Source organism: Bacillus sp. P4_E1, assembly GCF_056401715.1.
Genome location: NZ_JBFUIV010000003.1, coordinates 268037 through 290931, shown reverse-complemented (window position 1 = coordinate 290931; position 22895 = coordinate 268037). Strand labels below are relative to the sequence as shown.

Below are 22895 nucleotides of genomic sequence, written 5' to 3'. Positions count from 1 at the left end.
TCAGTTTCCCCCTATGCTACTTTTCTACTATTTGTAGTAGCTTCACTTTTTTTACTTGTCATATAAGAGATTGTTAGTACAATCACAGTTGTAATAATCACATAAATAAGTGCTGAATTTTGTTTTCCTTCAAATACAACTTGATGGAATAATCCTGCAAGTGATCCACCTAGAATTGGACCAACTACTGGGATCCATGCATACTTCCAGTTTGAACCGCCCTTTCCTGCAATCGGAAGGAAGAAGTGTGCAATACGCGGACCTAAATCACGAGCCGGGTTGATTGCGTATCCTGTTGTTCCACCTAATGATAAACCAATACTTACAATTAAGAAACCTACGATAAATGGATTTAAACCATCTGCAAATTTATTTGCTCCAATTGCTAATATACCAAATACTAAAACGAATGTTCCAATCATTTCACTTAAAAGGTTTGTAAATGTGTTCGGAATTGCTGGACCTGTTGCAAATACACCTAACTTTGTTCCTGGATCTTCTGTTTCTTTCCAGTGTGGTAAGTAATGTAAATATACAAGAACTGCCCCGATAATTGCCCCAATCATTTGTGCTGCGATATACATAGGTACATCACTCCATGGGAACGCTCCCTTAAACGCAAGTCCTATCGTTAAAGCCGGATTCAAATGTGCCCCACTAATTGATCCAACTGCATACGCTGCCATAGCAACCGCTAGACCCCAACCCATTGTAATTACAATCCAACCAGAATCTTTCGCAAACGATTTCTTTAAACTTACACCAGCGCAAACGCCGCCACCAAGTAAGATTAACAATGCAGTCCCTATTAATTCCCCTAAAAATGCTGACATAAAATCCCTCCACAATCAATTTAAATGCTTTCGAAAAGTGATAGAGGTAAAATGAATGGCCATTCGTTTTTTTCAAAAGAAAAAGATCCACAGCTTACATGCTTCTATATAGTATATATAGAAACAATAAAATGTGGATCTCTTCTTTTCTCCGTCACGTTTATTAACTTGTCTATAATGTTAACTCTTAATGAAAGCGGTGTCAACAGAATTTTTTCACATTTTCGTCACTTTTTTTGGTAATGTTTCCATAGTTCTTTTTTCGATGTCGTAATTGCTGTCGCACCAGCATTTAACGCTCTTTCAACGTCTTCTACCGTTCGAATAAAACCACCTGCTAAAATTGGTACACCTGTACGCTCTTTCACCTCAGCAATGACACCCGTTAACGCACCAGGAAGCACCTCTATATAATCCGGCTTCGTCTTTTCTAGCAAATTACAGCTCTTTTCCATTGCGCTAGAATCAATTAAAAAGATGCGTTGAATGGAGACGACACCTTTTTGCTTCGCCTTCATAATTACGCTCGCCTTTGTCGATAATAACCCGTACGGTTTATATTCTTGGCATAAAAACTCCGTCGCATGCCCATCACTTTGTAATCCATGGATCAAATCCACATGTAAAAATACTTTTTTATTATGCTGCTTCGCGAGCGACACAACACTCTTCAATTGACCGACATGAATATCTAAAATAACAATATACTCATACGAACTATGTAATAGCTTCTCCAAATCTTTAATTTGCCTCACTGCCGGCAAAATCTTTTGCTCATGAAATTCCATTCTAAACGTCCCCTTCCTATCTATCCTTTATAGTACACAATTTGGGTGAAAAGAACAGCTAGTGTAGGGGATTTCTTACAAATCTTTCTCTTATCTATATATTTTCTTCAACTTATCAGAAACCGTACCACCTATAATCATTAATAGGAGCGGTAAAAAATTCATTACATATGGTGCATCTGCGACAATTGTAATGCTTGCTCCTGCAAACTTATTTAACGCCCATACAACGATTTTTGTAATAAACAAAAATACGCCCAGCATGAATAGACTATCGAAAAACACCTTCCATTTCGGATGCGCTAATTGTTTACTATCTTCAATTACTTTCTGCGTCAACTCTTCATCACTCCTCGATAACTCATCAATTGTAATACCGAACAGATCACTTAAATGAATAATAATTTCAATGCTCGGATAGTTCTTTCCCGTCTCCCATTTCGAAACAGACTGCCTACTTACATGAATTTTTTCAGCCAAATCATTTTGCGACCAATTTCTTTTTTCCCTTTCTTCTTTTAAACGTTCACTAAAAATCATACTGTGTTTATCACCTCTCTATGTCTAGTATGGTCAAATAAATGATGAAGAGTAAAGCTAGTTATCGTTGCATAGGTTGTGCAACTTGTGCGTTACATCTAAAAATGACGCTATGCATCATGTCGATTTCATATGCTTTTCTTCTATAATAATTTCCCGAACAATAATCGTGCTTCTTAACATTGTCGCTTTGTGTCAGTAAGTCGATATATTGAAAAAATCGTTGATATATTTTAGGAAATAAAAAAAGTGGATAACAATACGTTATCCACTCTCCCCTAATTATAATAAAACCGAATCCTTATCATTCTCCAAAAAGAAAATCGTTTTGTTGATTTCTCAACTTATACTAATATGGATAGCGCCAGGGAAATTAATGAAGAAATACAATTAGAACTAACAAAAAACCCTGTAAAATTTATTACAGAGTTTTTTGCCAACTATTTATTGTTTTGCATAACGAATACGAACGTTATCGTCCATATGATAAATTTGTAATGTGTTTCCATCATAGTTTTGTAATTTATACATCATACTATCATTTGTTAGCTTTACTTCTTGACCGTCTTTAACTGCTTTTGTTATTTTTAAAGATAACTGGAATGATGGAACATCTACCGCATATGTTCCTGTTAAGTAGTTATCTTTATTCGGATAAGAACCGTTCGCATAGGACTCAAATGTTTTATCACCTTTTAGTACTAACGTAGTTTTTATGCCACTACCGTAATCAATACCCCAGTTACCAATAATCTCAGTCCCATCTTTGATGTTCTTCTCCATGTTTCCATAACTAATTCCTAACTCTTCACTTGTACCAACTGTACCTACAAATACCCCCGTTTTAGCTTGGCTTTTATCTGTTTGAGCCTGACTATCAGTAGTTGGGTTTGTCGATATAGAACTACTTGTTGTACTAGTAGATTTTTCTGTGGCTGTATCACCTTTTATCTCGGATCTTAACTTATCGAATGTAGGTTTCCAAATACGTTTTGCTTCCTCTAGTTTTGCATTTGCTTTATTTAAGATTTCCTTATCGGTCTCTAAGCTGAAGCCTTTATCGTTGAATAACTTCTCTATTTCACCGAATGTTTCTCTTAGTTTACCTGTCGCTTTTTCAATCTCTTTTTGTTCTTCTTTATGTTTTTGCGGTGCGTAAATCTTCTCTATCTTATCAAATACTTTATAGATGTCTTTAATACTATCTAATACCTCAGCTTTTGATTTACTTCCATTTCTCAAATCTCTTACAGAAGCATCATAGTAATCAAATCGTCTTAACATATCCTGTTCAATATCTAATAAATATTGTGCATAATCTTCATCTAAAACTCGAACCTTTTGAACATCTTTACTTTCTTCTTTCGAATTAGTTGATTTTTCTTTCGTTTCAGCAGCCTTAGATTTACTTGTTTCTTCTGTCTTTTCTTCTTTATTTTCCGAATCTTTTACTGTAACACAACCACTTAATAATATGGCAACTGGAACTGCAGCAGCTATTAGTTTTTTCACTTTCATACCTCATACCCCTTTAAGTAATTTATTCTTAGTTAGTTTTGCTACCGATACTCTTCGCTGCTTCTTCAAACAGTTTTGAGCCTTCTTGTGCTTTACTTAATGATTGATGCATTTTACTCTCGTCTTCTTGGTCTAATGCATCAAAGAGAAGTTGAAAACAATCCGCATACAGTTCCATCGACTGCTTTATCTTCGCCTGTTCTCCTTGTAACTCAGGAGGTGCTTGTAGATTCTTCAATTTCGTTGCGGTTGCCTTTGCTCCACCTAAACTCAGTTGTACTTCACTTTTCTTTTGTTTGTATGATTTTACGTCTGAATCTGCTATTCCTTCAATTAATTTCATTGTATCTTCAATTTGAGTGGCACTGTTTATAATATCTGCCTTGTACCTTTCAACATCTGAACCAGTTACCTTACCAGTTGAAGAATTAGAAGAAGTAGAATTATTTGAAGAAGAACTTTGTTGACTACTTGATGAACTACTGTTTGTATCTTCACTTTTCGCTACAGATAAGCTATCCTCTTTCTTGCTATCCGTTGACTTACTCTCTTTTTCAGCAGCCTTACTCTCTTTCTCTACCTTTTGCGTTTCTTCTTTCTTTGGTTCAGCTTTCTTACCATCAGTTTCAATTGTAATACAACCACTCAATAACATAACTGGTAACGCTAAACTTACTAATTTCTTTGCTTTCATGATTACTAATACCCCTTTATGTGTAAAATTCAGTGCAAACAAGTTAATATACTTAACTAATAAATCCCCCCGAATAATTTATTAGAATCTACTATCCATAGATTTCCTGTATATTCATAATCTTTCCATATATATCATTTTACAGAGAATTACATATTTGGTCAAAGGGATTTATGTAGTCTTTGAAGGGAAATTTACTAAATGAAAAGAAATTTTATTCACAAAGAAAAGAAGCTAACAATAAATTGTTAACTTCTCAGCTGAAAGTAAAATATTATCTTTCCTTATCTTCTAATATCTAGGTTGGGATTGAATATTTGTAAGATGAACATCAAACATATCAATTATTTCAAGAAATCTATCAGCTTCACGGAAAACATGGTCTGCTAATAATGGATGAATGATACTCTTTATTTTACATTGCTCAATTAAATCACGTGCTGTTTTCTTAAAATCCCGAAGAGATGTAACCGACACACGATTTTGATCTAAAAATTGATCTAAAAGAGGGACTGTTTGGGATTGTGGTTTCATAGATTCTAAGTCAATTGCTTGATACATCAATTCATCAAAATCATTGCTAAAATTCCGTGCTGTGTCTACAAGCTTTCTTTCCGATGGATCAAGAAGATGACCAATAAATTTAGCATGGTCTGCCATAATCCTTAAAAAGAAAACATTTTCTTTAATAATAGCATCAGGAAGAGCATCTAATTTACCTTCATTTAATTGTATTAAACGTTTTCTAAAATAATCAGCTTCCCTACTTGTATGGTCAACTAAAAGCGGAAAGTTATTTTGTCCTGGCAATTTACATGTGAGAATTAATCCTAAAATTTTTCGTTTAAATCCCCAAATATTAGTTGCGGCTTGTTGTACTTCTGAATTAAATCTTTTTATTTGCTCAGGATCTGTTTCATTTGTATAGGAATGCGCTATTTGTTCGATATGTTCAAACAATCGATAAAATTGATTAGCCTCTTCAATTAGTTGAGTATCCTCACATCTAAACCCTAAGCGAAGAAAAAAAGAATGCTCCTTCATGATTCTAGACCAAAAACGAATTTCATTTAATGAACGCTCAACAAACATTACAGATGTAACACCTGTATCAGGATGTAATGATGTTTCATCCCTATGCATTGTTAATCCCCCCAGTAAATACTGCGCTAGTTCCATTCTTATGAGTAAAAAAATATATAAATACCATCAATAAAAGTTCATGATGAATATTGTATACATGTAAAATTCAACTTGTATAAGCTTAGCTTGATGAACATATACTGCTCCTCCAGCAAAAAAGGCTACCAGCTAGATGTAAAGTTCTACTAGTCGGTAGCCTGTCAAAGTTTCTATTAAAGTAATACCGAATCTTTATCACTATCCTGATTCCGTTTCTCTCGTTCTTCTTCTAAGCGCTTCATATATACTTCGCCTTCTTTTTCGATAAAATCATTATCCATCTCTTGCTCTTTTTTCGAAGTATATAAAACCATGTAGCCACTTAGTACAATCCCAATGATTACAAGATAAATCCACCATGGTAAAGTTTCCACTTTCGTTCATCCCTTTCCTTAGACAAGCCTTATTAGTTTCACTTTATGAGGAAAGAAGTGGTTTTATGCTTAAAATTTTATTGTGGATTCTTCGCGAAGAACGCTTGTACATATTCCATAAACTCTATTGGTTCCTGGCGAAACGGTGCGTGGTATCCTTTTTCAATGATATGGAACGTACTATTTGCAAATAGCTCGTGATACAGTTCACCATTTTCCCAAGAAACGCTCTTATCATGTCGTCCCCATATAATTAAAGTCGGTACCTTAATCTTATCCGCTTCCATCGCAATGCGGCGCTCTCTCATTTTCGTAAGCTGATCATAATGCTCTTTATCATCGCGACTATTTTTCACTTCATTTTTATTATAATCCGTAATCTCTGTTACAGTTTGTAAGTCTGTCGATAGTGGCGGCACTTCATAACTTTCTTTTTGCTGAAAAGACTCTATTCCTGTAGAATCCGCTAAAACGAGATGCGTTACTGCATCCGGATATAAATACGCTAAATTCAGAGACATCTCCCCGCCCATCGAATGACCAAGTACTGCGAATTGATCGTATCCGAGTTTCTTCATTAACTTATAATATAAATTCACTTGTGTGGGAAACGAATACTGAAAATCAATCGGCTTAGAAGAACGCCCAAACCCTAAAATATCAACCGCAATAATCGTATGATCCTTTACAAGTTCCGGATAAATATCATTAAACCCATCTGAAGAACCACCGAACCCGTGAAGCATAAGTAAGGGCGGTTTCCCCTCACCAATTTGCTTAAAATAAATCGTCTGTCCATCAATCTGCGCCATACTCTCTTTCGTATTTATCTTCATCATAACAGTATCTTTCACTTCTTCAACCTTCGCAATCGGCTTATCAACGAAGTTACATACTATTAACAAAACGAGTACAATACCGCTAATCATATAAAACTTAAACCGTTTCAAAATTCCCGTCTCCTTTCTCATGCTGCTATTTAAAGTTTTTACATTTTTTGGTTGTTTTATGTTCTCTTTTTAATTGTAACTACATCGGTTACAATTATATTAAAAAAATATTACTCATTTCCATTAATGATGGTTATTTTGTAACTATTATAGTTACATATGAAAAGTAAGTCAATTCTTTTTAACCGTAAAAAGAAAAGGACCTCGTTATGAGGTCCCTTCACTTTATTGTTTAATTTAAAAATGGTCAGCGTGTGAGTCTTGCTTGCTAATACCACCACCGTCGCCTTTATTATCTGCTGGTGCTCCTCCACCGTCCCCAACACTTACATAGTCTGGTCTTGCTGGTGCTCCTCCACCATCACCTCTATTTAAAGCATGTTGTTCAGACTCTGTAAAAGCATTCAGCCCTAACGAAAGTAGTATTACTAAACCTGCTATCAATGTATAAAATTTTTTCATTTATTTTAACGCTCCTTCTTTTAAAAGTTTTTTTCGAGCTTGGCTACTAATATAAAAGTACTTACTAGCCTTTTCATGTTTTTCTTCTTGATAAAATTTATATGCTAATATTTCCGCATATTCTTTAACACAGTCTAAAAGAGAATGTTCTTCAAAATATGAAATACTTTCCACAGTTACTTTCTCTAACTCACTAGCACTCGATTTAATATTTAATTCCTTCAATATCATAAAACGATTTTGAAATTCTTTATTTTGCAACTCATTACAAATTTTCAGCCCTAGTTCTATTAGGTTATTAGCAACACCTATTTTCCCCAGTTTATAATTTTCCTCTGCTTCAGTAAAAATCGCTTTAAAATGTTTAGGCATTTTCTTAGTAACTTCACTTAAATGTCTAATTGCTAAATCTGATAAATTCTGACTACTATATAGCCATCCTAAGTTACTTCTAACCATTAAAATATGTTTTTCTTCTTTATCATGTTGTTGAAGTAAATGGATTGCGGTATTAAAACTTTCTTCCGCTAACTCAAACTGTTTAAAATCAATACAACATAATCCTATGAAGTTATGACACAACGCCATGTTTCCTTCGTAACCCTTGTGTTCACAAAATATTTCTTTCGCCTTTTTGATATAATCTAAAGCTAACATTTGCTGATATACTTGATAGTAAAAATATCCCATACGATAATTAAACTCCGCATGTTCTATCGGATCTGCAATATATTTCAATAACTTCTCAGCTTGTTCATACTGTTGTTTCGCTTCGTTATAATTTGAAATTAATGTACAATGAAATCCTTTGAAAAAGTGATAATAATAAGCTAAAAAGCCTTCTGTTGGAATTTCGAAAGATTCTACTTTATCAAAACTATCTTCTCTAATTGAAATCCAATCAACTAATGCATCATATCTAAAATTCAATAATGTATGATAAAGCAATACATCTTGATCCACGTCCAACCCACTAATCGTACTATCAATTTCTTCTTTCATTTCCGTTGCTTTCTCTATGTTTTGCTGCAACATTACACGATACCAATTATCTAAAGAATGTTTCATTTGCTCCTTCGTTACTACATCTGTTCCCATACCTTCGCATCCCCTTTTCTCCAAACTTACAAAATTAGGATATTTATACAATTATTCAAATTGTATATTATCACCCCTTTTCTATGTATTGAAAAATAATTGTCAGAAAATTTATAATCTAAATGAATTATACCAAATATTTCTATTTTAAAAACTTGAGAAACATTTTTCAGAAAATTTTATAGACCAAATAAAAAAGCAAGCAATTCCAGCTATCAGCTAAAACTACTTACTCTTCTACTTATTATTTCTATCTTTACTCTTTAATAAATTCCTTCGTACTTCTCACTGTATCAATCGGACGAACTAACTTCTCAATTTCTTCACGCTTTGGCTCTAAAAACGGAGGTAAAGATAATTTCTCTCCAAGCGTTTCATAAGGCTCATCTCCCATAAAACCAGGGCCATCTGTCGCAAACTCGAATAAAATTTGCGGTGCAACTCTTGCGTATAATGACTCAAAGAAGTGACGATTTACATAACCAGATGAAGGGAGTCCAACTCGAATTAGTCGCTCAATCCACTCTTCTAATACAGCGCGATCCTCTACGCGGAATGCTGCATGATGCACTGTACCAAAACCTTGTTGTGCTTCAGGAAGAACCGTATTATGTTCTACAATGACAGAGGCACCGTTTCCACCTTCACCCACTTCAAATAAGTAGAACTCTCCTTCTTGAGCAATCTCTTTAAATAATAGAACTTTTTCTAGCACCTCTTTGAAATAACTAAAGTTCGCGATACGAATAAATACAGGTCCTAAGCCAGTAATTGCATATTCTAATGGGACTGGCCCGTCTTGCCAAGGTGTACCTGATTCCATGCCTTTATCAAATTCATCTGAGATCAATTGATAGTGTTGATCATCAAAATCAACGAACGAAAGAGTTTTCTTACCAAATTGCTCTTTAATTCCTGTATGTTCCACTTCAAGACGATCAAAACGTTTCACCCAATATGCTAATGCCGCATCAGTTGGCACTCGGAATGATGTTTTTGAAATTTCATTTGTACCGTGTACACCTTTAGGAACGCCCGGGAAGTCAAAGAATGTCATATCTGTTCCTGCACTACCTTTATCATCTGCAAAGAATAAATGATACGTTTGAATATCGTCTTGGTTTACTGTTTTTTTAACTAAACGCATTCCTAAAACGTGAGTGAAAAATTCATAGTTCTTTTCTGCACTACTTGTAATCGCTGTAACGTGGTGTATTCCTTTTAATTGGTTCATTTTATATTCCTCCAATAGTTTTAATTTATATTTAACTGTTTTATTTTTGCTCGCTGGTCAACAAAGCGTGTATTTATAAAAGTAATCATTTCATTTTACTAGTCAAGTGATAGTTAAAAAAATAATTCAATGTGTAAAACGATTCGTCCGAAAGTAATAATTCCTTTCGTTACTTTCACTTTACAACTCAAGTGATTAAAAAGCAAGTAAATTATCTTGAATTCGAGATAATTTTTAATATCTCAGTATTAGTTTAAAATGCTATATGTTTTGTGGCGTAATTATTTTCATATCTACTGGTAATAAAACCTTTTCACTCGCCAAAATAAATAGCCTACGATCAATGAACTAATCATAGGCTATTAAAATTCTTTAATAGTTAAATATCCTTACAATAACTTGTAATTTTAGCGAATAATTAATATTAGTAATTCTCTGTTTCATTAAATGATTTATTTTATCCCGCATTAACGGGCAGTAAGACTTCCACCTCAAAATTCGGCTGGAGCGAAGAAGTTAGGTGGGAGATCCCACTGCCCGTAAACGCCCGATTGGTGAGGGCTAATAATCAGTGGGGGATGAGCAAAACCCCCACTGATTATAGTTTCACTTTATATATTCCAAAAATCACTATTTATATCACTGTTATATTTATAATCAACCTTTTCTTTACCACATTTTTCGCACTTATAAATATTAGCTGTCCCAATCTGCCCTGTTTTAAAATTTTCACTATCCTGAGTTTTAATAAATTTATAATTGTGTATACATCTAGGTTCTCTTACTTTATCCATCCATTTTCCTAGCATAAAGTAATCACTCTCCTTAAAAGAATATTCCTACTACAACTCTATATTTAGAATACTCTACAAAAGATTTCCAATCAACGAACACGTTTTCTTGCATCACATGATATGTAAAAGAATTGTTTTGTTTAAGATCCGTTTTTTTATTAACAACAGACCCTCATCCATTAGCTTTACACGAGCTAATGCAATATAAATTTGCCGTATGATTTACATCTTTTTCTCTCATTATTTCTTTCCTCATCAAGGAATAAATAATGGTTTTTAAAGCTGTTTGCAGTGTCTTCCCTTATCAGGGCAATAAAAGATGGTGTGAAAACTTAATTTCACACCATCTTTTTAAACAATTTTATTGTCATGCCACACTTAATGAGGCCATTCTATTCACAATCTTAATTATGGAAAGTTGGCTTATAGAACGAACGATTATCAAGCGCAAAGACACGTTCTGTGTATTCGCCTGGTTTTGTGCGTCCTAATGCGCGGTCCATCATGTTCATTTTTGCATCTAAGTTATCGATGTAGTGCAGAATTTCTGCTTCTTTCACTAATGGTGGTTTTGGGCTACCCCATTCTGCTTTTCCGTGATGGGAAAGGACGATGTGCTGAAGGATTAATACTTCCTCTGCATCGATTTGTAGTTCGTCTGCTGCTTTACCAATTTCGTTCACCATGATAGAAATATGGCCTAGTAAATTTCCTTCTAACGTATACGTTGTAGAAATTGGACCAGATAGTTCGAATACTTTACCAAGGTCGTGTAAAATAACGCCCGCATATAGTAAGTCTTTATCTAACGATGGGTATAGAGCTGATATAGCTTTCGCTAAATCTAACATTGATACAACATGATAAGCTAGTCCAGATACGAACTCGTGATGGTTCTTTGTCGCTGCTGGATATTCTAAAAATTCATTTTGATGCTTATTTAACAAATGTCTTGTTAGACGCTGTATGTTCGGGTTTCTCATTTCAAATATGTATTGCGTAATTTTCTCAACCATATCTTCTTTTTTTATTGGAGCTTTTTCTACAAAGTCTGAGATGTCTGTTACTTCATTCTCATTCGCAACACGAATTTGTTTCACACGTAATTGAATACGTCCTTTATAGTTTAGAATATCTCCAGCTACTTTAACGATTGTTTCCGCTACATATTGTTTCTCAACTTCTGGCGATACGTCCCATAGCTTTGCTTCAATATCTCCACTTGGATCTTGTAAGATTACTGTTAAAAACGGCTTGCCATTGCTTGCGAGACCTTTTGTCGCTGTTTTAATTAACAAGAAAACATCGACTTGTTCACCAACTTCATATTCTACAATTTTCTTTTTCATTCGAATTCCTCCACCAAATCAGTTACTTTTAGTATAGCATACTACAACTCATTTTCTTTACGCTTACGTGTTAATTTTATAATCTCATTTTCTGTAAAATACGTTAATAAATGCGCATGGCATGTAAAGAAGATAACTTGTCTATCTTTCGCAATTTCTTTTATAAGTTCAATCGTTCGATTCGTCCTTACCGCGTCAAAATGTACGAAGCTATCATCAATAATAAATGGATAGTCATGCTCAAACGTTTTCGCTAGCGCGAATCGCAATGATAAATATAACTGCTCCGCTGTCGCTTGGCTTAGTTCATGACTGTAAAAACGCATACCATCGTTACGTTCGACAATGAACGGTTCCGCTTCTGACGGTGAGAATATTTTACTATATCTCCCGCCTGTTAAATACACGAAATACTCTTCGGATTTTTGTAAAATACGCGGCAAATGCACTTCATGATAATATTGCTTCGTTTTCGTTAATACTGTCTTTGCGGCCGCATATGCAGCCCACTTCTTCACTTGTTCACGCACTTGCACTTTTTTCATTTCCCACTCATGTAGTAAATCACCATACGTACTGCCTTCTTCTAAATTCGCAATTTCTATTCGATGCTTCGCAATACGCTCTGTCAGTTCTTTCTCTTGCGCCAGACAGTTTTGCACGGCTGTAATTTCTTGCTTTAATTTTTCATCATAACCGTCAGCCTCATAATGCTCAGCTAATGACAAACTCGTTAAGCGCTGTTCTAACAAATCAATTTGAGGTAATAAACGCCCCACTTGCTTATCCGCGTCTTCACGTTTCTCTGCCAATTTTCCTGCTTCTAAAAACATCTCTTCATCTGTAGATTCTGCGATATGCCATAACCCATCTCGCTCTACTAGTAGTTGTTTTAATTGCTGCTGCATGAACTCATATTCTTCTTGCCATTCCGCCAGCTTCTCTTTCAGCTGCTTACAAGTTTGACGCTTCTCTTTTTCATTTTGCATACGACTTTGCGCCTCATGCAAATTACTATACTCTTTACTACCGATAACAGTTTCTAGTTTATGCTCAAAGTGCGAAATCATTTCATACAATGAAGATTTCCGCTCGCCTTGTTTATCTAGCTCACGATATAATTGCTGCATTTTTTCAATACGCTCAAACGCTGGCAATATGTGTGCATACGTATAAAATTCAGGGAACATATAGCGCGTTTTATACGCACCTACTTGTTCTCCCATTTGGAAAGTTTCTCTCTCCCATTCTTCATAAGATGAAACGACTTTATCATAAGCACGTTCCATTTGCTGTAATTTATAAGACTCTCGCTCAAATAACTTTCGAATCCCTTCATCCTTTTCTAACTGATAGCGAACTGACATCGCTTCTTCACTTTGACGACCGCCAGCACTTTGCTGAAGAGTGAGAAGCTCTTCTTGTAATCCACCCGAAGGATCTTTATATAAAACGAGTGCTAAAACAATCCCTACAAAAACAATGACACTAATAAATAATAGCACGCGGTTATCTATAAATAGACTCGTGAATAAAACAAGCGTGTTAATAAGAAGTAACAGAAGACAAATTCTTTGCCACTGTTTTTTCTTTTGCATAGCCGCCCCTGCTTTTTCCTCATACTTGCGCTTCATTCTTTCTGCGCCCATACCTAAAAATGCAGCATCTTGAAATGATTTTTCTTTCTCAACTAACGTATTTCGTTCTTCATCAGCTAACATTTTCTGGCTGATTTGTCTTATATTTTCTTCTTGCTCTTCTAATTGCTCTTGAGCCGTTTTAAAACGTTCATCTAGTTGTGCTTTTTGCGTTTCTAACTCTCTCGCCTTTTGCACAGTTTGTGTAATTAATTCTTTCGTCGCTAAACTTATATCAAACGAAAGAACAGTCTCTTGTTCAAAAGTCGCGCCGATTTGTTGCTGTAGTTCTGCGATTTCTTCTTTTATATTCGCAATACTTCCCGTCATATCACGCATTTCTTGACGTGCATTTTCATAAGACATATGCTGCATGCGTAGTTCTTCTACATAACTTTCTTTTTGTAAAAATGCTTCATCTATTTCTGTGGAATCAATTTCTGATTGCACTGTTTCTATCTTTTTTTGAAGTGAATCTACTTGTACTTGCAGCGGCTCCATCTTTGCCTTTACCGCTTCATAGCGCGCCATCCCGTTTACAGGAAACTGCCCGTTCTCGTTTTCTAACACTTTCTCGTGCGCACTCTTTTCAATAACGAGAGGCTCAAGCGCTGCTAATATTTCATAGTCTTGCTTTCGTCTTTCGGCTGACTCTTTTTCCGCACGAACAAAAGTAAGTTTCTCTTCACTTTCTTTTAACTGCTCGACCTGTTTTTCATACGTGCCAATTTTCCCTTGCCACTCTTTCATCTTTTCCTCAATTTTCTTCATCTCTTGCAGTGACACGTTAATTTCAGGATTACGACCACTCGGCTTAAAACGCTGATTCATTTCTTTTTCTAACTTTTTATCTAACTGCAATAACGCATCACTTCCAACTGCGCTTGCCGAAAATAAATAATTACCGATATCCGCTTCGCCGAGCTGATGAATATTTTGAAGACCGTGCATATCAAATGAAAAAACAGAATCAAATAAGCTTTCATTCACACCGCTTAATATATCGTTTAAAATATCTTCGCCGCCAGTTTTCCCGTCTTCAAAATAAACGGTCACCTCGCCTGCTGCCGTCTTTGGCAATCGTTCAATTTTCAAACGGCCGTACTTCTCTGTTTGAACAGTCATCGCCCCGCCGTACTTCCCGCCTTCTTTCGGCTCATAACGGCGCTGTCCTCTCGTTGGGAAACCGAATAAAATACTTTTCATAAACGAGCGAATCGTTGATTTCCCCGCTTCATTTTCACCATACAACACCGTCAGCAATGAAAGATCCATTTCCACATTTTCTAATTTTCCGTACCCATAAATATGGAGTTTTTCAATTCTCATTTTTTATACCTCTCTTGCTGGAATAATTGCTCTAAAATAATATTTTCCGCTTCCTTTTGAATCTCTTTCTTCTCTTCTTCCGTAAAAGCTTCAATGCTATTACGTGCTACAGGAGATGTCCAAATGGTGCGCAACACTCCGTCCATATTTGTGAAAGCTTCTAACTCTTTCAGCACACTACCGACGAAATGATTTTCTTCTTTCAAACGTTCAATTTCCGCAAAAGAAACCGTCTCATTTTTCCACTTCATCGCATACACAAAGTCTTTTCGCTCTTCGCCAGCTGCTAAAATATGAAAAATCTCTTCCACACGCTTGTCTTCACGTAAATAAGGAGAAAGTGGTCCCTGCCCTGTAAATACGACAGTTAAAAGCGTGCCTTCCTCTTCTCTTCTGCATTCATTCATCGCAGTTGACGCGCTCGTCATAAGATCATCAACAGTTTCAAGTCCATCGATACTCACTTCTATCTCATCCCATACAACATCCGCCGTATGGAAAAATGAACAATGCGTTCCTTGTTTCGTAAGTTCAATCAGGTACGCACCTTTCTCCCCTGTTTCCTTACGATGACGCCCTTGTATATTACCTGGATAAATAATGTACGGCTCTTCTGATAAAATTTCACGTTTATGTATATGGCCAAGAGCCCAATAATCAAACTGCTTTTCCTTCAGCTCACGAATTTGAAACGGTGCATAACGATTATGTTCTGCATCCCCTTCCACACTTCCGTGAAGCATTCCAATATGAAAAGGCGCATCACTCATTTTCGTATACTGCACTGTCATATTATCCGTTACCGCCTGCTGCAAATAACTAAACCCGTAAATAGAAGCTACAAGCTCACCATTTTTATAAAATGACTTCTCTTCCACATAAGGCTCCGTAAACACGTGAACATTTTCCGGAAACTCAATCGCTGCCCAGCTTCCCCCTAAATGATCGTGGTTACCATGAATAATAAAAACGGGAATATCGTACTGCGAAAGTCTCTTCATTTGCTCACGCACAAACACTTGCGCCCTCAAACTTCTCGTCTCCGCATCATACAAATCCCCGGCTAGTAATACGAAATCAACGCGCTCTTGAATCGCTTTATCAACAATACGCTCGAACGATTCAAACGTACTCTGCTTCATTCTCTCCCAAACAGACTGCGCAACATTCATCTCCATCCCTTTAAACGGACTATCCAAATGCAAATCAGCCGCATGTATAAACTTCACTTGTTTCACAAATAACGATCCTTTCTATAGTTCAAAAGTTTCATCTTATCCGCATGAACACAAACAATAAATGCTCAATTGGCGAAAACTAGTAATAAGCAGGAAATAAAAAATCCCCCACTGATTAAAGTTTCACTTTACCCCGTATTAACGGGCAGTAGGCAAAGAAGCCAATCTGAAAGTAAACTGCCCATAAATACCCGATTGGTTCAACTAATAACTAGTGGGGATGAAAAGACTCCCCACTAGTTAAAGTTTCACTTTATTGTAACACGCAATGTCATATATTTCTTTGCATATTCTAGTGATTTATGCCAAAATAGTTATAAGATTCTGATTTTTATTATTGGAGGGAATTTTCATGGGAGTATACGTTCTAACAGTCTTTGAAAAAGATGGTTCTAAAGCATTAGATGAATCATTCGAGGCGGCAACTGAAAAAGAAGCGAAAGCAAAAGGTGAATCTATTTTACAAGAAAAAGGTTTGTATGAAAAAACACATCGCTGCACATCTTCTGCAGGTAAGCTCGTTTTATTCCAGCGCTAAAAAAAGAAGCGTCATCCGCTTCTTTTTCACTCTACTATATCTTCGTCACACCACGTAAACACCACATCTAGAATGCGATTACCGATACGTACGCGTTTATTCCATTTACCTGTTTGGATCTGATGTTGCAATTCCGCTTTCATCTTTTCCGTCCAGTCGTGAATCGTGTCACTACGGTCGTACGGATATATGCCCGGAAACTCTTCCTGCAGAAGATGCAAGCTCTCTGCATCAAAATGAAAATGGAAGAAGTAGTTTGCTGTAAGCGATGGTTCTTGCAATCGTAAAAAATGATCATCAACTTGCTTTCTATTTCTATAGAAAGTAAAGATATTCACTTTACCGCTCGTAATTTGGTCAATTTGAATTTCGTGCTTCTCTATAATCACGTCTTGCCCACCTCGTTATATACTACCCTTAGTATATATGTCTTTTGCAACAAAGTTAACCATTTTCGCGCGAAATTCATTTCCTTCATTATATTACCCGTACCTCCAAGTACAATCAGGACAAATAAACAAAGTTGAAGGGGAGCGATCACATGTATTTCGGAAGCAAAGGTTGGTATGTAAAAGAACTTAAAAAATTAGGGATTCGTACTTACGAAGGTAAAAAACTAGAATCTTATCGTACACATATTTTATCTAGTTTACTTGAGAGAATGAAGAAAGCTTCGGCTTAATAGATGTAGGAAGCGACTACGGTTGCTTCCTTTTTATTTACTAAATAAAAAGGAAATCATCATACCTTAACTTTTTAACTTTACCGTTATACTTCCTTGATAGAAACCGCCCATTATCAACTGAATCTCTATTACCGAATACTCTTCCAGATAATCATTTGTATATATTTTAAATTCTCCATACTTATTAACCGGTCCGCTTCCAACATACATATCGCCACTCGTTATGACAATTGTTGAATGAGGTTCTGCACGGCCCAATACACAATTATCACCATATTCCACAGAATCTATCGTTATTTTTTGATGCATATTATTAACTGAACCTATACAGTTCTTATTACACAAATTAACATCTCTTTCTTCAGCCCTCGATAGCGCTCGATTCCTACTAGTCTTTTCTGAAGAGAAAGCAACATTCCCCAGCCAACTAAACCTATCAAATGTAGTAATAGGTAGAAACATCTATGTTAACTCCCCCATTCTTCCAATACTTCCATCTCATTTTTTATCAACTACGGTCTTTTAATGAACTTACAGCAATACGTTTTATGTTGGGGTAAAAGAAAACAGCTTTGGTTTTCCATTCAATTTCGCACTGTTAATTTGTACAGAACACATAGAATACTGTTTTTCACCCCAGATGTAATGACAACACCACACAAAAGAAACCACGATCCATTAACTGTAAATCCATCTTCAAATATATTAATAATAATTATGTTACCAATTATTAAGAGAATCCATGAAATGAAATACTGTTTTCCATTTGTAATATATAAAATTTCATCCTCATAACAGACTGTAATTCCCCCACCTTGCCAAACACCAATAGCAAAAGAAAAAAGCGTAACTGCCAGTAGCTCTGCTTGTAAATCCCTAGTCATTTGTTGCGGCGCCGTATAAGTAATACTCCCTATCATCATGAGAAAAGTTATAATATCTATCCAGTTTATTTTTCTTTGTTTGCTTTGCAGCCAAATAAAGAAAATTAATACAGGAATTAAAAGCAAAGTTTCCATTTACTTATTCTTCTTCCTTTCCTACATTAGAAACGTCTATAATTGTAATGCAATTAGATTGTTCTTAAATCTTTCATACTTTCTGAAGCATAACATGAGAAAGAAATAAAAAAATCGTACAAAAGGGCAAGCCTATAATGTACGATTGGGCATATATAATGTTTTAAAAATGAATTAACTTCCTTTCAATAGATACAGCTACTGCTTCTGACCGTGAATTAACACCTAATTTATTGTATATATTTGTTAAATATGCTTTTACCGTTCGCTCAGCTATTCCCATATCAAATGCAATTTCTTTATTTTTATATCCGCGCGCAATAGCTTTCAGCACAAACAATTCTTTATCTGTTAAGTTATTTTCTGCAACCTTATCAGCATGTACTTCTTTCCTTTTATACTTCACTATCTTTTCCATAATATTTGGTTGTAGTAAAATCTCACCTCGAATAGCCGCTTCCAATGTTCGAAACAAATTCTCACGATCCGTATCTTTTAGCAAATATCCTTTTGCCCCTAACTCAATTCCCTTTAACATTAATTCATCTTCGTTATAAGTAGTTAATATAATAATCGGCGTATGATTTTGTTTTTTATTTAAAGCCTCAATTGTTTCTAAGCCACTCATTTTAGGCATATTTAAATCCATTAAAATGACATCAGGTTTCTTTTTTTCTATGAAAGAAAGAGCTTCTTCTCCGTTTGCAGCCTCACCTATAATTTGAAATGAATCACTCGTTTCTATTATTAATTTCAGACCTTCTCTCACAACGAAATGATCGTCTACAATTAATACGTTATGCTTCATGGCTATCTCCTTCTTTATTTATAGGCACTTGAATATACACTTTCGTACCCTTCATCTTTTCACTCAATATATGTATTTCTCCCTTAATCAATCGAACACGCTCATTTAAGCCAATTAAACCATAATGTCCAGGATTCTTACCGATATATCCAGTGTCAAAACCAATTCCATTATCTTCAACTTCAATAGTAAGCTTTTCAAGGTCATCGATATATTCAACTTTTAAATTTACATCTGTTGCCTGTGAATGTTTTGCGATATTCGTTAAACATTCACTAATTACATATAAACAGTGCTCCTTTACTAAGCTTGAAATATGCGGGGGGCTTTGAATAGTAAATCTCACATGTATAGAAGTAGCCTCAGAAAAACGTTGAACCTCTTCCTCTACTGCTTCATTAAATGAATTGGTAGTATGACGCAAATCATCAATAACCAACCTTGCATCATGTAAAGTTTGTCTCGCTCTTATCATAGTTTGTTTCATAATCTCTTGAGATCGTCCTGTATTCCCTTTTTGCATATGGGCATCTATCGCTTCCAATTGCATAATTAAGCTTGCTAAACCTTGCGCTAACGTATCATGTAAATCTCTTGCCATACGCTGCCTTTCATTAGCTAATGTCAATTCTTCCACTCTCATATATGCAGACTCTAACTCTTGAATGTAGCTCTGTATACGATTACGTGCATCAAATTGCTGCTTATTAATATAAGAAAAAGGAATAATAATTGCTAACACTAAAAGAAACATAGAGATAAGAATAGCTAATTTATTCACACCATAATTGATACTAATTGCAGCACAAAATATTGCATACATAAGAGTAAAAACTGCCATTACTTTAAATATATTGTTATAAACATATAGACTTTGGGCGATTAAAATAGGGGTTAATCCAACAAAAATAGCTATTGAACCATTTGGTACAATAAATGCAGCGAGAAACACAATGAAGAGTTGTACAAAAAAGAAGTACAATAATTGCCTATTCTTTAATGAACTCGCATACCAATGAAAAATAGTATGAATAACAATGACTATTGTAAAGAAGAAACTATCCATAGAGAAAATATTATTACGAAATTCTAAAAGCATTGAAGCTATATATACGAGGGTAATCCATAAAACAATAAACCTTCTTGGAATAAATACCGCTTCCAATACATTTGTATCCAAATCTATATTTGAATTTATTTTTTTCATATCCGACCTCCACCATTACATTATACTATACAAGATGCGACTCATATTTTGATAGGTTACTGATTCCTCTTTATCCTCATTACCGAATACAAATATGAAATATTGCATATCGAAATGCATTGATGCGTTTGTAAACTCTTACTATAATGATGATATAAAGATTCATTACATCTTACTATTAAAAAAAGGAGGCAATCATATGGAAATCGCAATGGCAGTTTTAAAATTCGTAGGTGGAGTAATTCCATTGGTTCAAGAACTTTTAAAAGCATTCATGTAAGGTTATCATTCAGCAATTATCTATAAGAATTATCATTCAAATGATCTGTATATCAAAACAAATTGATACACAGATCATTTGTGTGAGTAAACTTTAAACGAGAGCTATGTATCCTAACAGAACAATAATGATACATCTATCTCAAGTCGGAAAAAGGCGCTCACAAGGGCGTCTTTTTATTATATTACTATGTATTCAGGAAATCGATTTTACAATCCATACAATGCTACATAATTCATGTATCTTTTTGAAATTTGCACAATAAAAATCCCCTCAAAGCATAAACTCCAAGGGTCGAGCCTATTTTTCATTAAATTTTTTAAACACAGCAATACCGTTTTCTACGATTTTATCAAATGTATAAACGAAGACTGTCTGTTCCTCTTTATTTAGTGCTAATGAAATAACCAACCAAACCAAAAATGCTATAATTAACCCACTCACACTAAGGGGGACCATTTATTTTGCGCGGAAAATACATTCAATTTCATGAGTTTGGCAATCCGAAAGATGTATTACAGGTTGAATATAAAAATATAGAACCGTTAAAAGATAATGAAGTTTTAGTTCGTATGCTAGTTAGACCGATTAATCCATCTGACTTAATTCCCGTAACCGGAGCATACGCACATAGAATCCCTTTACCTAACATACCTGGTTACGAAGGTGTTGGTATTGTAGAAGATGTAGGCGCGGGCGTTACTAGAGACCTTATCGGTAAACGTGTTTTACCGTTACGCGGGGAAGGTACTTGGCAAGAATATGTGAAGACATCAGCTGACTTTGTAGTCCCTATTCCTGATTCCATCGATGATTTTACAGCGGCACAAATGTATATTAATCCCCTTACGGCATGGGTTACATGTACAGAAACGTTAAACTTAAAACAGAATGATATTTTATTAGTAAATGCTTGCGGATCCGCTATTGGTCATCTTTTTGCTCAGTTATCACAAATTTTAAACTTCCGATTAATTGCAGTTACGAGAAATAATAAGCATACAGAAGAATTACTGCGCCTCGGTGCCGAATATGTAATAGATACTTCCACTGCCCCGCTTTATGAAACAGTTATGGAGTTAACAAACGGGCTTGGTGCAGATGCAGCGATTGATTCTATCGGGGGACCGGATGGAAATGAATTAGCTTTCTCCTTACGTCCAAATGGGCGCTTTTTAACGATCGGCCTTCTATCAGGAATACAAGTTAACTGGGCAGAGATTGTCACGAAAGCAAAGGTGCACGCGAATATATTTCATTTACGACATTGGAATAAAGAAGTATCACCATATAAATGGCAAGAAACGTTTCGTCACTTAATTCGCCTAGTGGAAAATGAGCAATTACGTTTCATGACAGTCCATTCTACATATGACTTAGCAGATGTAAAAAGTGCGGTTGGTGTCATTCAATCTGCTGAAAAAACAAAAGGGAAAGTGTTTTTGACGAGTTATTAAATGCTATTGAAAGATCTATTTTGATTGATTTTTTTATGTCTTATAAACCCTATTTTAGTATCCCCACTTCAACTACCTAAAAAATAACATTGTCAACAGAACTTAAATTGGTTATCATAAAAGCGAATATAACAGGAGATGAGCAGATGAATATGAACGAAAAGAAATCTTTTTCAAAAGTTTCTCGGCGGAAATTAGTCGATGAAGTGCTAGAACGTCTACAAGAGAAAATCTTTTCTGGCGAGTATGAAGTTGGTGATCGCCTCCCTACAGAGCCGCAGTTAATGGAAGAGTTAGGTGTAGGGCGTTCGACGCTGCGAGAAAGCATAAAGATATTAGTACATGCTGGCATATTAGAAGTTCGACAAGGACAAGGTACTCGTATTGTCTCACTAAATACAACGCAAGATTCATTTGAAAAACGACTGCAAGCAGCTAATATAAATCATGTGTATGAAGCACGAAATATGCTTGATAAAGAAGTAGCGATGTTAGCGGCACAGCGCCGAAGCGACGAGGATCTTTTATACTTAAAAGGACATTTGAATAAAAGAAAACATGCCCTTCAAGAAGGTAATTATGTAGCATACATAGATGCAGACATTCAGTTTCATCTAGCAGTTGCAAAGGCGAGCAAAAACGAAGTTCTACTTGATTTGTATCAATCTTTCGTACCTGCCCTTCGCCACATTTTAAGTCAGTTCATATTAAATACAGAGAACTATGAAGATAACTCTGACATCCATGAAAAGTTATTCCAAGCTATTTTTAAACAAAATGCCGAAGAGGCACGAACATACGCCATTCAAAATTTGGAGCTGAAATAAGCTCCTTATCTATTACACACAAACATCAGATGATATACTGAATAACGTCTGATG

At 35.4% G+C, this 22895-nt stretch carries 25 protein-coding genes; 5 read left to right on the top strand and 20 right to left on the bottom strand.

Annotation, left to right across the window (positions count from 1 at the left end):
- Positions 1-11: 11 nt before the first annotated feature.
- The 15 genes from glpF to AC1DS7_RS05755 form a co-directional block, all read right to left on the bottom strand.
- Complete coding sequence (glpF, locus tag AC1DS7_RS05825) at positions 12-833, bottom strand: glycerol uptake facilitator protein GlpF (protein ID WP_002188616.1); 822 nt, start codon at positions 831-833, stop codon at positions 12-14.
- Positions 834-1060: 227 nt separating this feature from the next.
- Positions 1061-1621: a glycerol uptake operon antiterminator GlpP gene (glpP, locus tag AC1DS7_RS05820; RefSeq protein WP_000394293.1), complete on the bottom strand. Its 561-nt coding sequence runs from the start codon at positions 1619-1621 to the stop codon at positions 1061-1063.
- A 90-nt stretch (positions 1622-1711) separates the two neighbouring features.
- Positions 1712-2161 (bottom strand): helix-turn-helix domain-containing protein, encoded by a 450-nt coding sequence (locus AC1DS7_RS05815; protein WP_476998836.1) that lies wholly within the window; start codon positions 2159-2161, stop codon positions 1712-1714.
- A 444-nt stretch (positions 2162-2605) separates the two neighbouring features.
- The gene (locus tag AC1DS7_RS05810) at positions 2606-3679 is read right to left on the bottom strand and encodes a DUF3994 domain-containing protein (RefSeq protein WP_088292348.1); all 1074 of its coding nucleotides are present in this window, start codon (positions 3677-3679) and stop codon (positions 2606-2608) included.
- A gap of 28 nt (positions 3680-3707) precedes the next feature.
- Positions 3708-4373, bottom strand: a complete 666-nt coding sequence (locus AC1DS7_RS05805; RefSeq protein ID WP_476998835.1) for a DUF7018 domain-containing (lipo)protein — start codon at positions 4371-4373, stop codon at positions 3708-3710.
- Positions 4374-4664: 291 nt separating this feature from the next.
- On the bottom strand, positions 4665-5516 hold the full coding sequence (locus AC1DS7_RS05800; RefSeq protein ID WP_000554485.1) for a DUF2935 domain-containing protein: 852 nt from the start codon (positions 5514-5516) through the stop codon (positions 4665-4667).
- 212 nt (positions 5517-5728) lie between these two features.
- Complete coding sequence (locus AC1DS7_RS05795) at positions 5729-5929, bottom strand: sporulation YhaL family protein (RefSeq protein ID WP_002087191.1); 201 nt, start codon at positions 5927-5929, stop codon at positions 5729-5731.
- A gap of 77 nt (positions 5930-6006) precedes the next feature.
- Positions 6007-6879, bottom strand: a complete 873-nt coding sequence (locus AC1DS7_RS05790) for an alpha/beta fold hydrolase (protein ID WP_372488905.1) — start codon at positions 6877-6879, stop codon at positions 6007-6009.
- Positions 6880-7116: 237 nt separating this feature from the next.
- Complete coding sequence (locus AC1DS7_RS05785) at positions 7117-7341, bottom strand: Phr family secreted Rap phosphatase inhibitor (protein ID WP_159146322.1); 225 nt, start codon at positions 7339-7341, stop codon at positions 7117-7119.
- Positions 7342-8439 (bottom strand): response regulator aspartate phosphatase, encoded by a 1098-nt coding sequence (locus AC1DS7_RS05780; protein ID WP_159146321.1) that lies wholly within the window; start codon positions 8437-8439, stop codon positions 7342-7344.
- Between the two features lie 256 nt (positions 8440-8695).
- Positions 8696-9673 (bottom strand): ring-cleaving dioxygenase, encoded by a 978-nt coding sequence (locus tag AC1DS7_RS05775; RefSeq protein ID WP_476998834.1) that lies wholly within the window; start codon positions 9671-9673, stop codon positions 8696-8698.
- A gap of 611 nt (positions 9674-10284) precedes the next feature.
- Positions 10285-10482, bottom strand: a complete 198-nt coding sequence (locus AC1DS7_RS05770) for a hypothetical protein (RefSeq protein ID WP_002150116.1) — start codon at positions 10480-10482, stop codon at positions 10285-10287.
- Positions 10483-10871: 389 nt separating this feature from the next.
- Complete coding sequence (gene yhaM / locus AC1DS7_RS05765; protein ID WP_002011096.1) at positions 10872-11816, bottom strand: 3'-5' exoribonuclease YhaM; 945 nt, start codon at positions 11814-11816, stop codon at positions 10872-10874.
- Positions 11817-11857: 41 nt separating this feature from the next.
- The gene (locus tag AC1DS7_RS05760) at positions 11858-14782 is read right to left on the bottom strand and encodes an ATP-binding protein (RefSeq protein WP_476998833.1); all 2925 of its coding nucleotides are present in this window, start codon (positions 14780-14782) and stop codon (positions 11858-11860) included.
- Positions 14779-16020 (bottom strand): metallophosphoesterase family protein, encoded by a 1242-nt coding sequence (locus tag AC1DS7_RS05755; protein ID WP_476998832.1) that lies wholly within the window; start codon positions 16018-16020, stop codon positions 14779-14781. The genes AC1DS7_RS05760 and AC1DS7_RS05755 overlap by 4 nt, the downstream gene beginning before the upstream one ends.
- A gap of 352 nt (positions 16021-16372) precedes the next feature.
- Between AC1DS7_RS05755 and AC1DS7_RS05750 the strand changes: the two genes are divergently transcribed.
- Complete coding sequence (locus tag AC1DS7_RS05750; RefSeq protein WP_000539551.1) at positions 16373-16558, top strand: YhzD family protein; 186 nt, start codon at positions 16373-16375, stop codon at positions 16556-16558.
- A gap of 26 nt (positions 16559-16584) precedes the next feature.
- On the opposite strand, the gene AC1DS7_RS05745 is transcribed toward AC1DS7_RS05750, so the two are convergent.
- Positions 16585-16947, bottom strand: a complete 363-nt coding sequence (locus tag AC1DS7_RS05745; RefSeq protein WP_159146317.1) for a hypothetical protein — start codon at positions 16945-16947, stop codon at positions 16585-16587.
- A 152-nt stretch (positions 16948-17099) separates the two neighbouring features.
- On the opposite strand from AC1DS7_RS05745, the gene AC1DS7_RS05740 reads away from it, so the two are divergent.
- Positions 17100-17240: a YflJ family protein gene (locus AC1DS7_RS05740; protein ID WP_000273535.1), complete on the top strand. Its 141-nt coding sequence runs from the start codon at positions 17100-17102 to the stop codon at positions 17238-17240.
- A 66-nt stretch (positions 17241-17306) separates the two neighbouring features.
- Here AC1DS7_RS05740 and AC1DS7_RS05735 read toward each other — a convergent pair whose 3' ends face one another.
- The 4 genes from AC1DS7_RS05735 to AC1DS7_RS05720 all read right to left on the bottom strand — a co-directional run bounded on the left by AC1DS7_RS05735 (position 17307) and on the right by AC1DS7_RS05720 (position 20277).
- A complete protein-coding gene (locus AC1DS7_RS05735; protein WP_033706485.1) occupies positions 17307-17705 on the bottom strand; it encodes a hypothetical protein in 399 nt (132 codons plus the stop codon).
- Between the two features lie 122 nt (positions 17706-17827).
- Positions 17828-18262 carry a hypothetical protein gene (locus tag AC1DS7_RS05730; RefSeq protein ID WP_002140694.1) on the bottom strand — a complete coding sequence of 145 codons (435 nt, stop codon included), beginning with the start codon at positions 18260-18262 and terminating at the stop codon, positions 17828-17830.
- Between the two features lie 163 nt (positions 18263-18425).
- Entirely contained in the window at positions 18426-19070 is a 645-nt protein-coding gene (locus AC1DS7_RS05725) for a response regulator (RefSeq protein WP_002125739.1), read from the bottom strand.
- Complete coding sequence (locus AC1DS7_RS05720; protein WP_476998831.1) at positions 19060-20277, bottom strand: sensor histidine kinase; 1218 nt, start codon at positions 20275-20277, stop codon at positions 19060-19062. The genes AC1DS7_RS05725 and AC1DS7_RS05720 overlap by 11 nt, the downstream gene beginning before the upstream one ends.
- A 94-nt stretch (positions 20278-20371) precedes the next feature.
- Here AC1DS7_RS05720 and AC1DS7_RS05715 point away from each other — a divergent pair, with 94 nt between their 5' ends.
- The 3 genes from AC1DS7_RS05715 (at position 20372) to AC1DS7_RS05705 (ending at position 22841) form a co-directional block, all read left to right on the top strand.
- Entirely contained in the window at positions 20372-20557 is a 186-nt protein-coding gene (locus AC1DS7_RS05715) for a hypothetical protein (protein ID WP_033715109.1), read from the top strand.
- 464 nt (positions 20558-21021) lie between these two features.
- On the top strand, positions 21022-22014 hold the full coding sequence (locus AC1DS7_RS05710) for a zinc-dependent alcohol dehydrogenase family protein (protein WP_012260483.1): 993 nt from the start codon (positions 21022-21024) through the stop codon (positions 22012-22014).
- A gap of 146 nt (positions 22015-22160) precedes the next feature.
- Complete coding sequence (locus AC1DS7_RS05705) at positions 22161-22841, top strand: FadR/GntR family transcriptional regulator (protein ID WP_002140690.1); 681 nt, start codon at positions 22161-22163, stop codon at positions 22839-22841.
- The last annotated feature ends 54 nt before the right edge of the window (positions 22842-22895 follow it).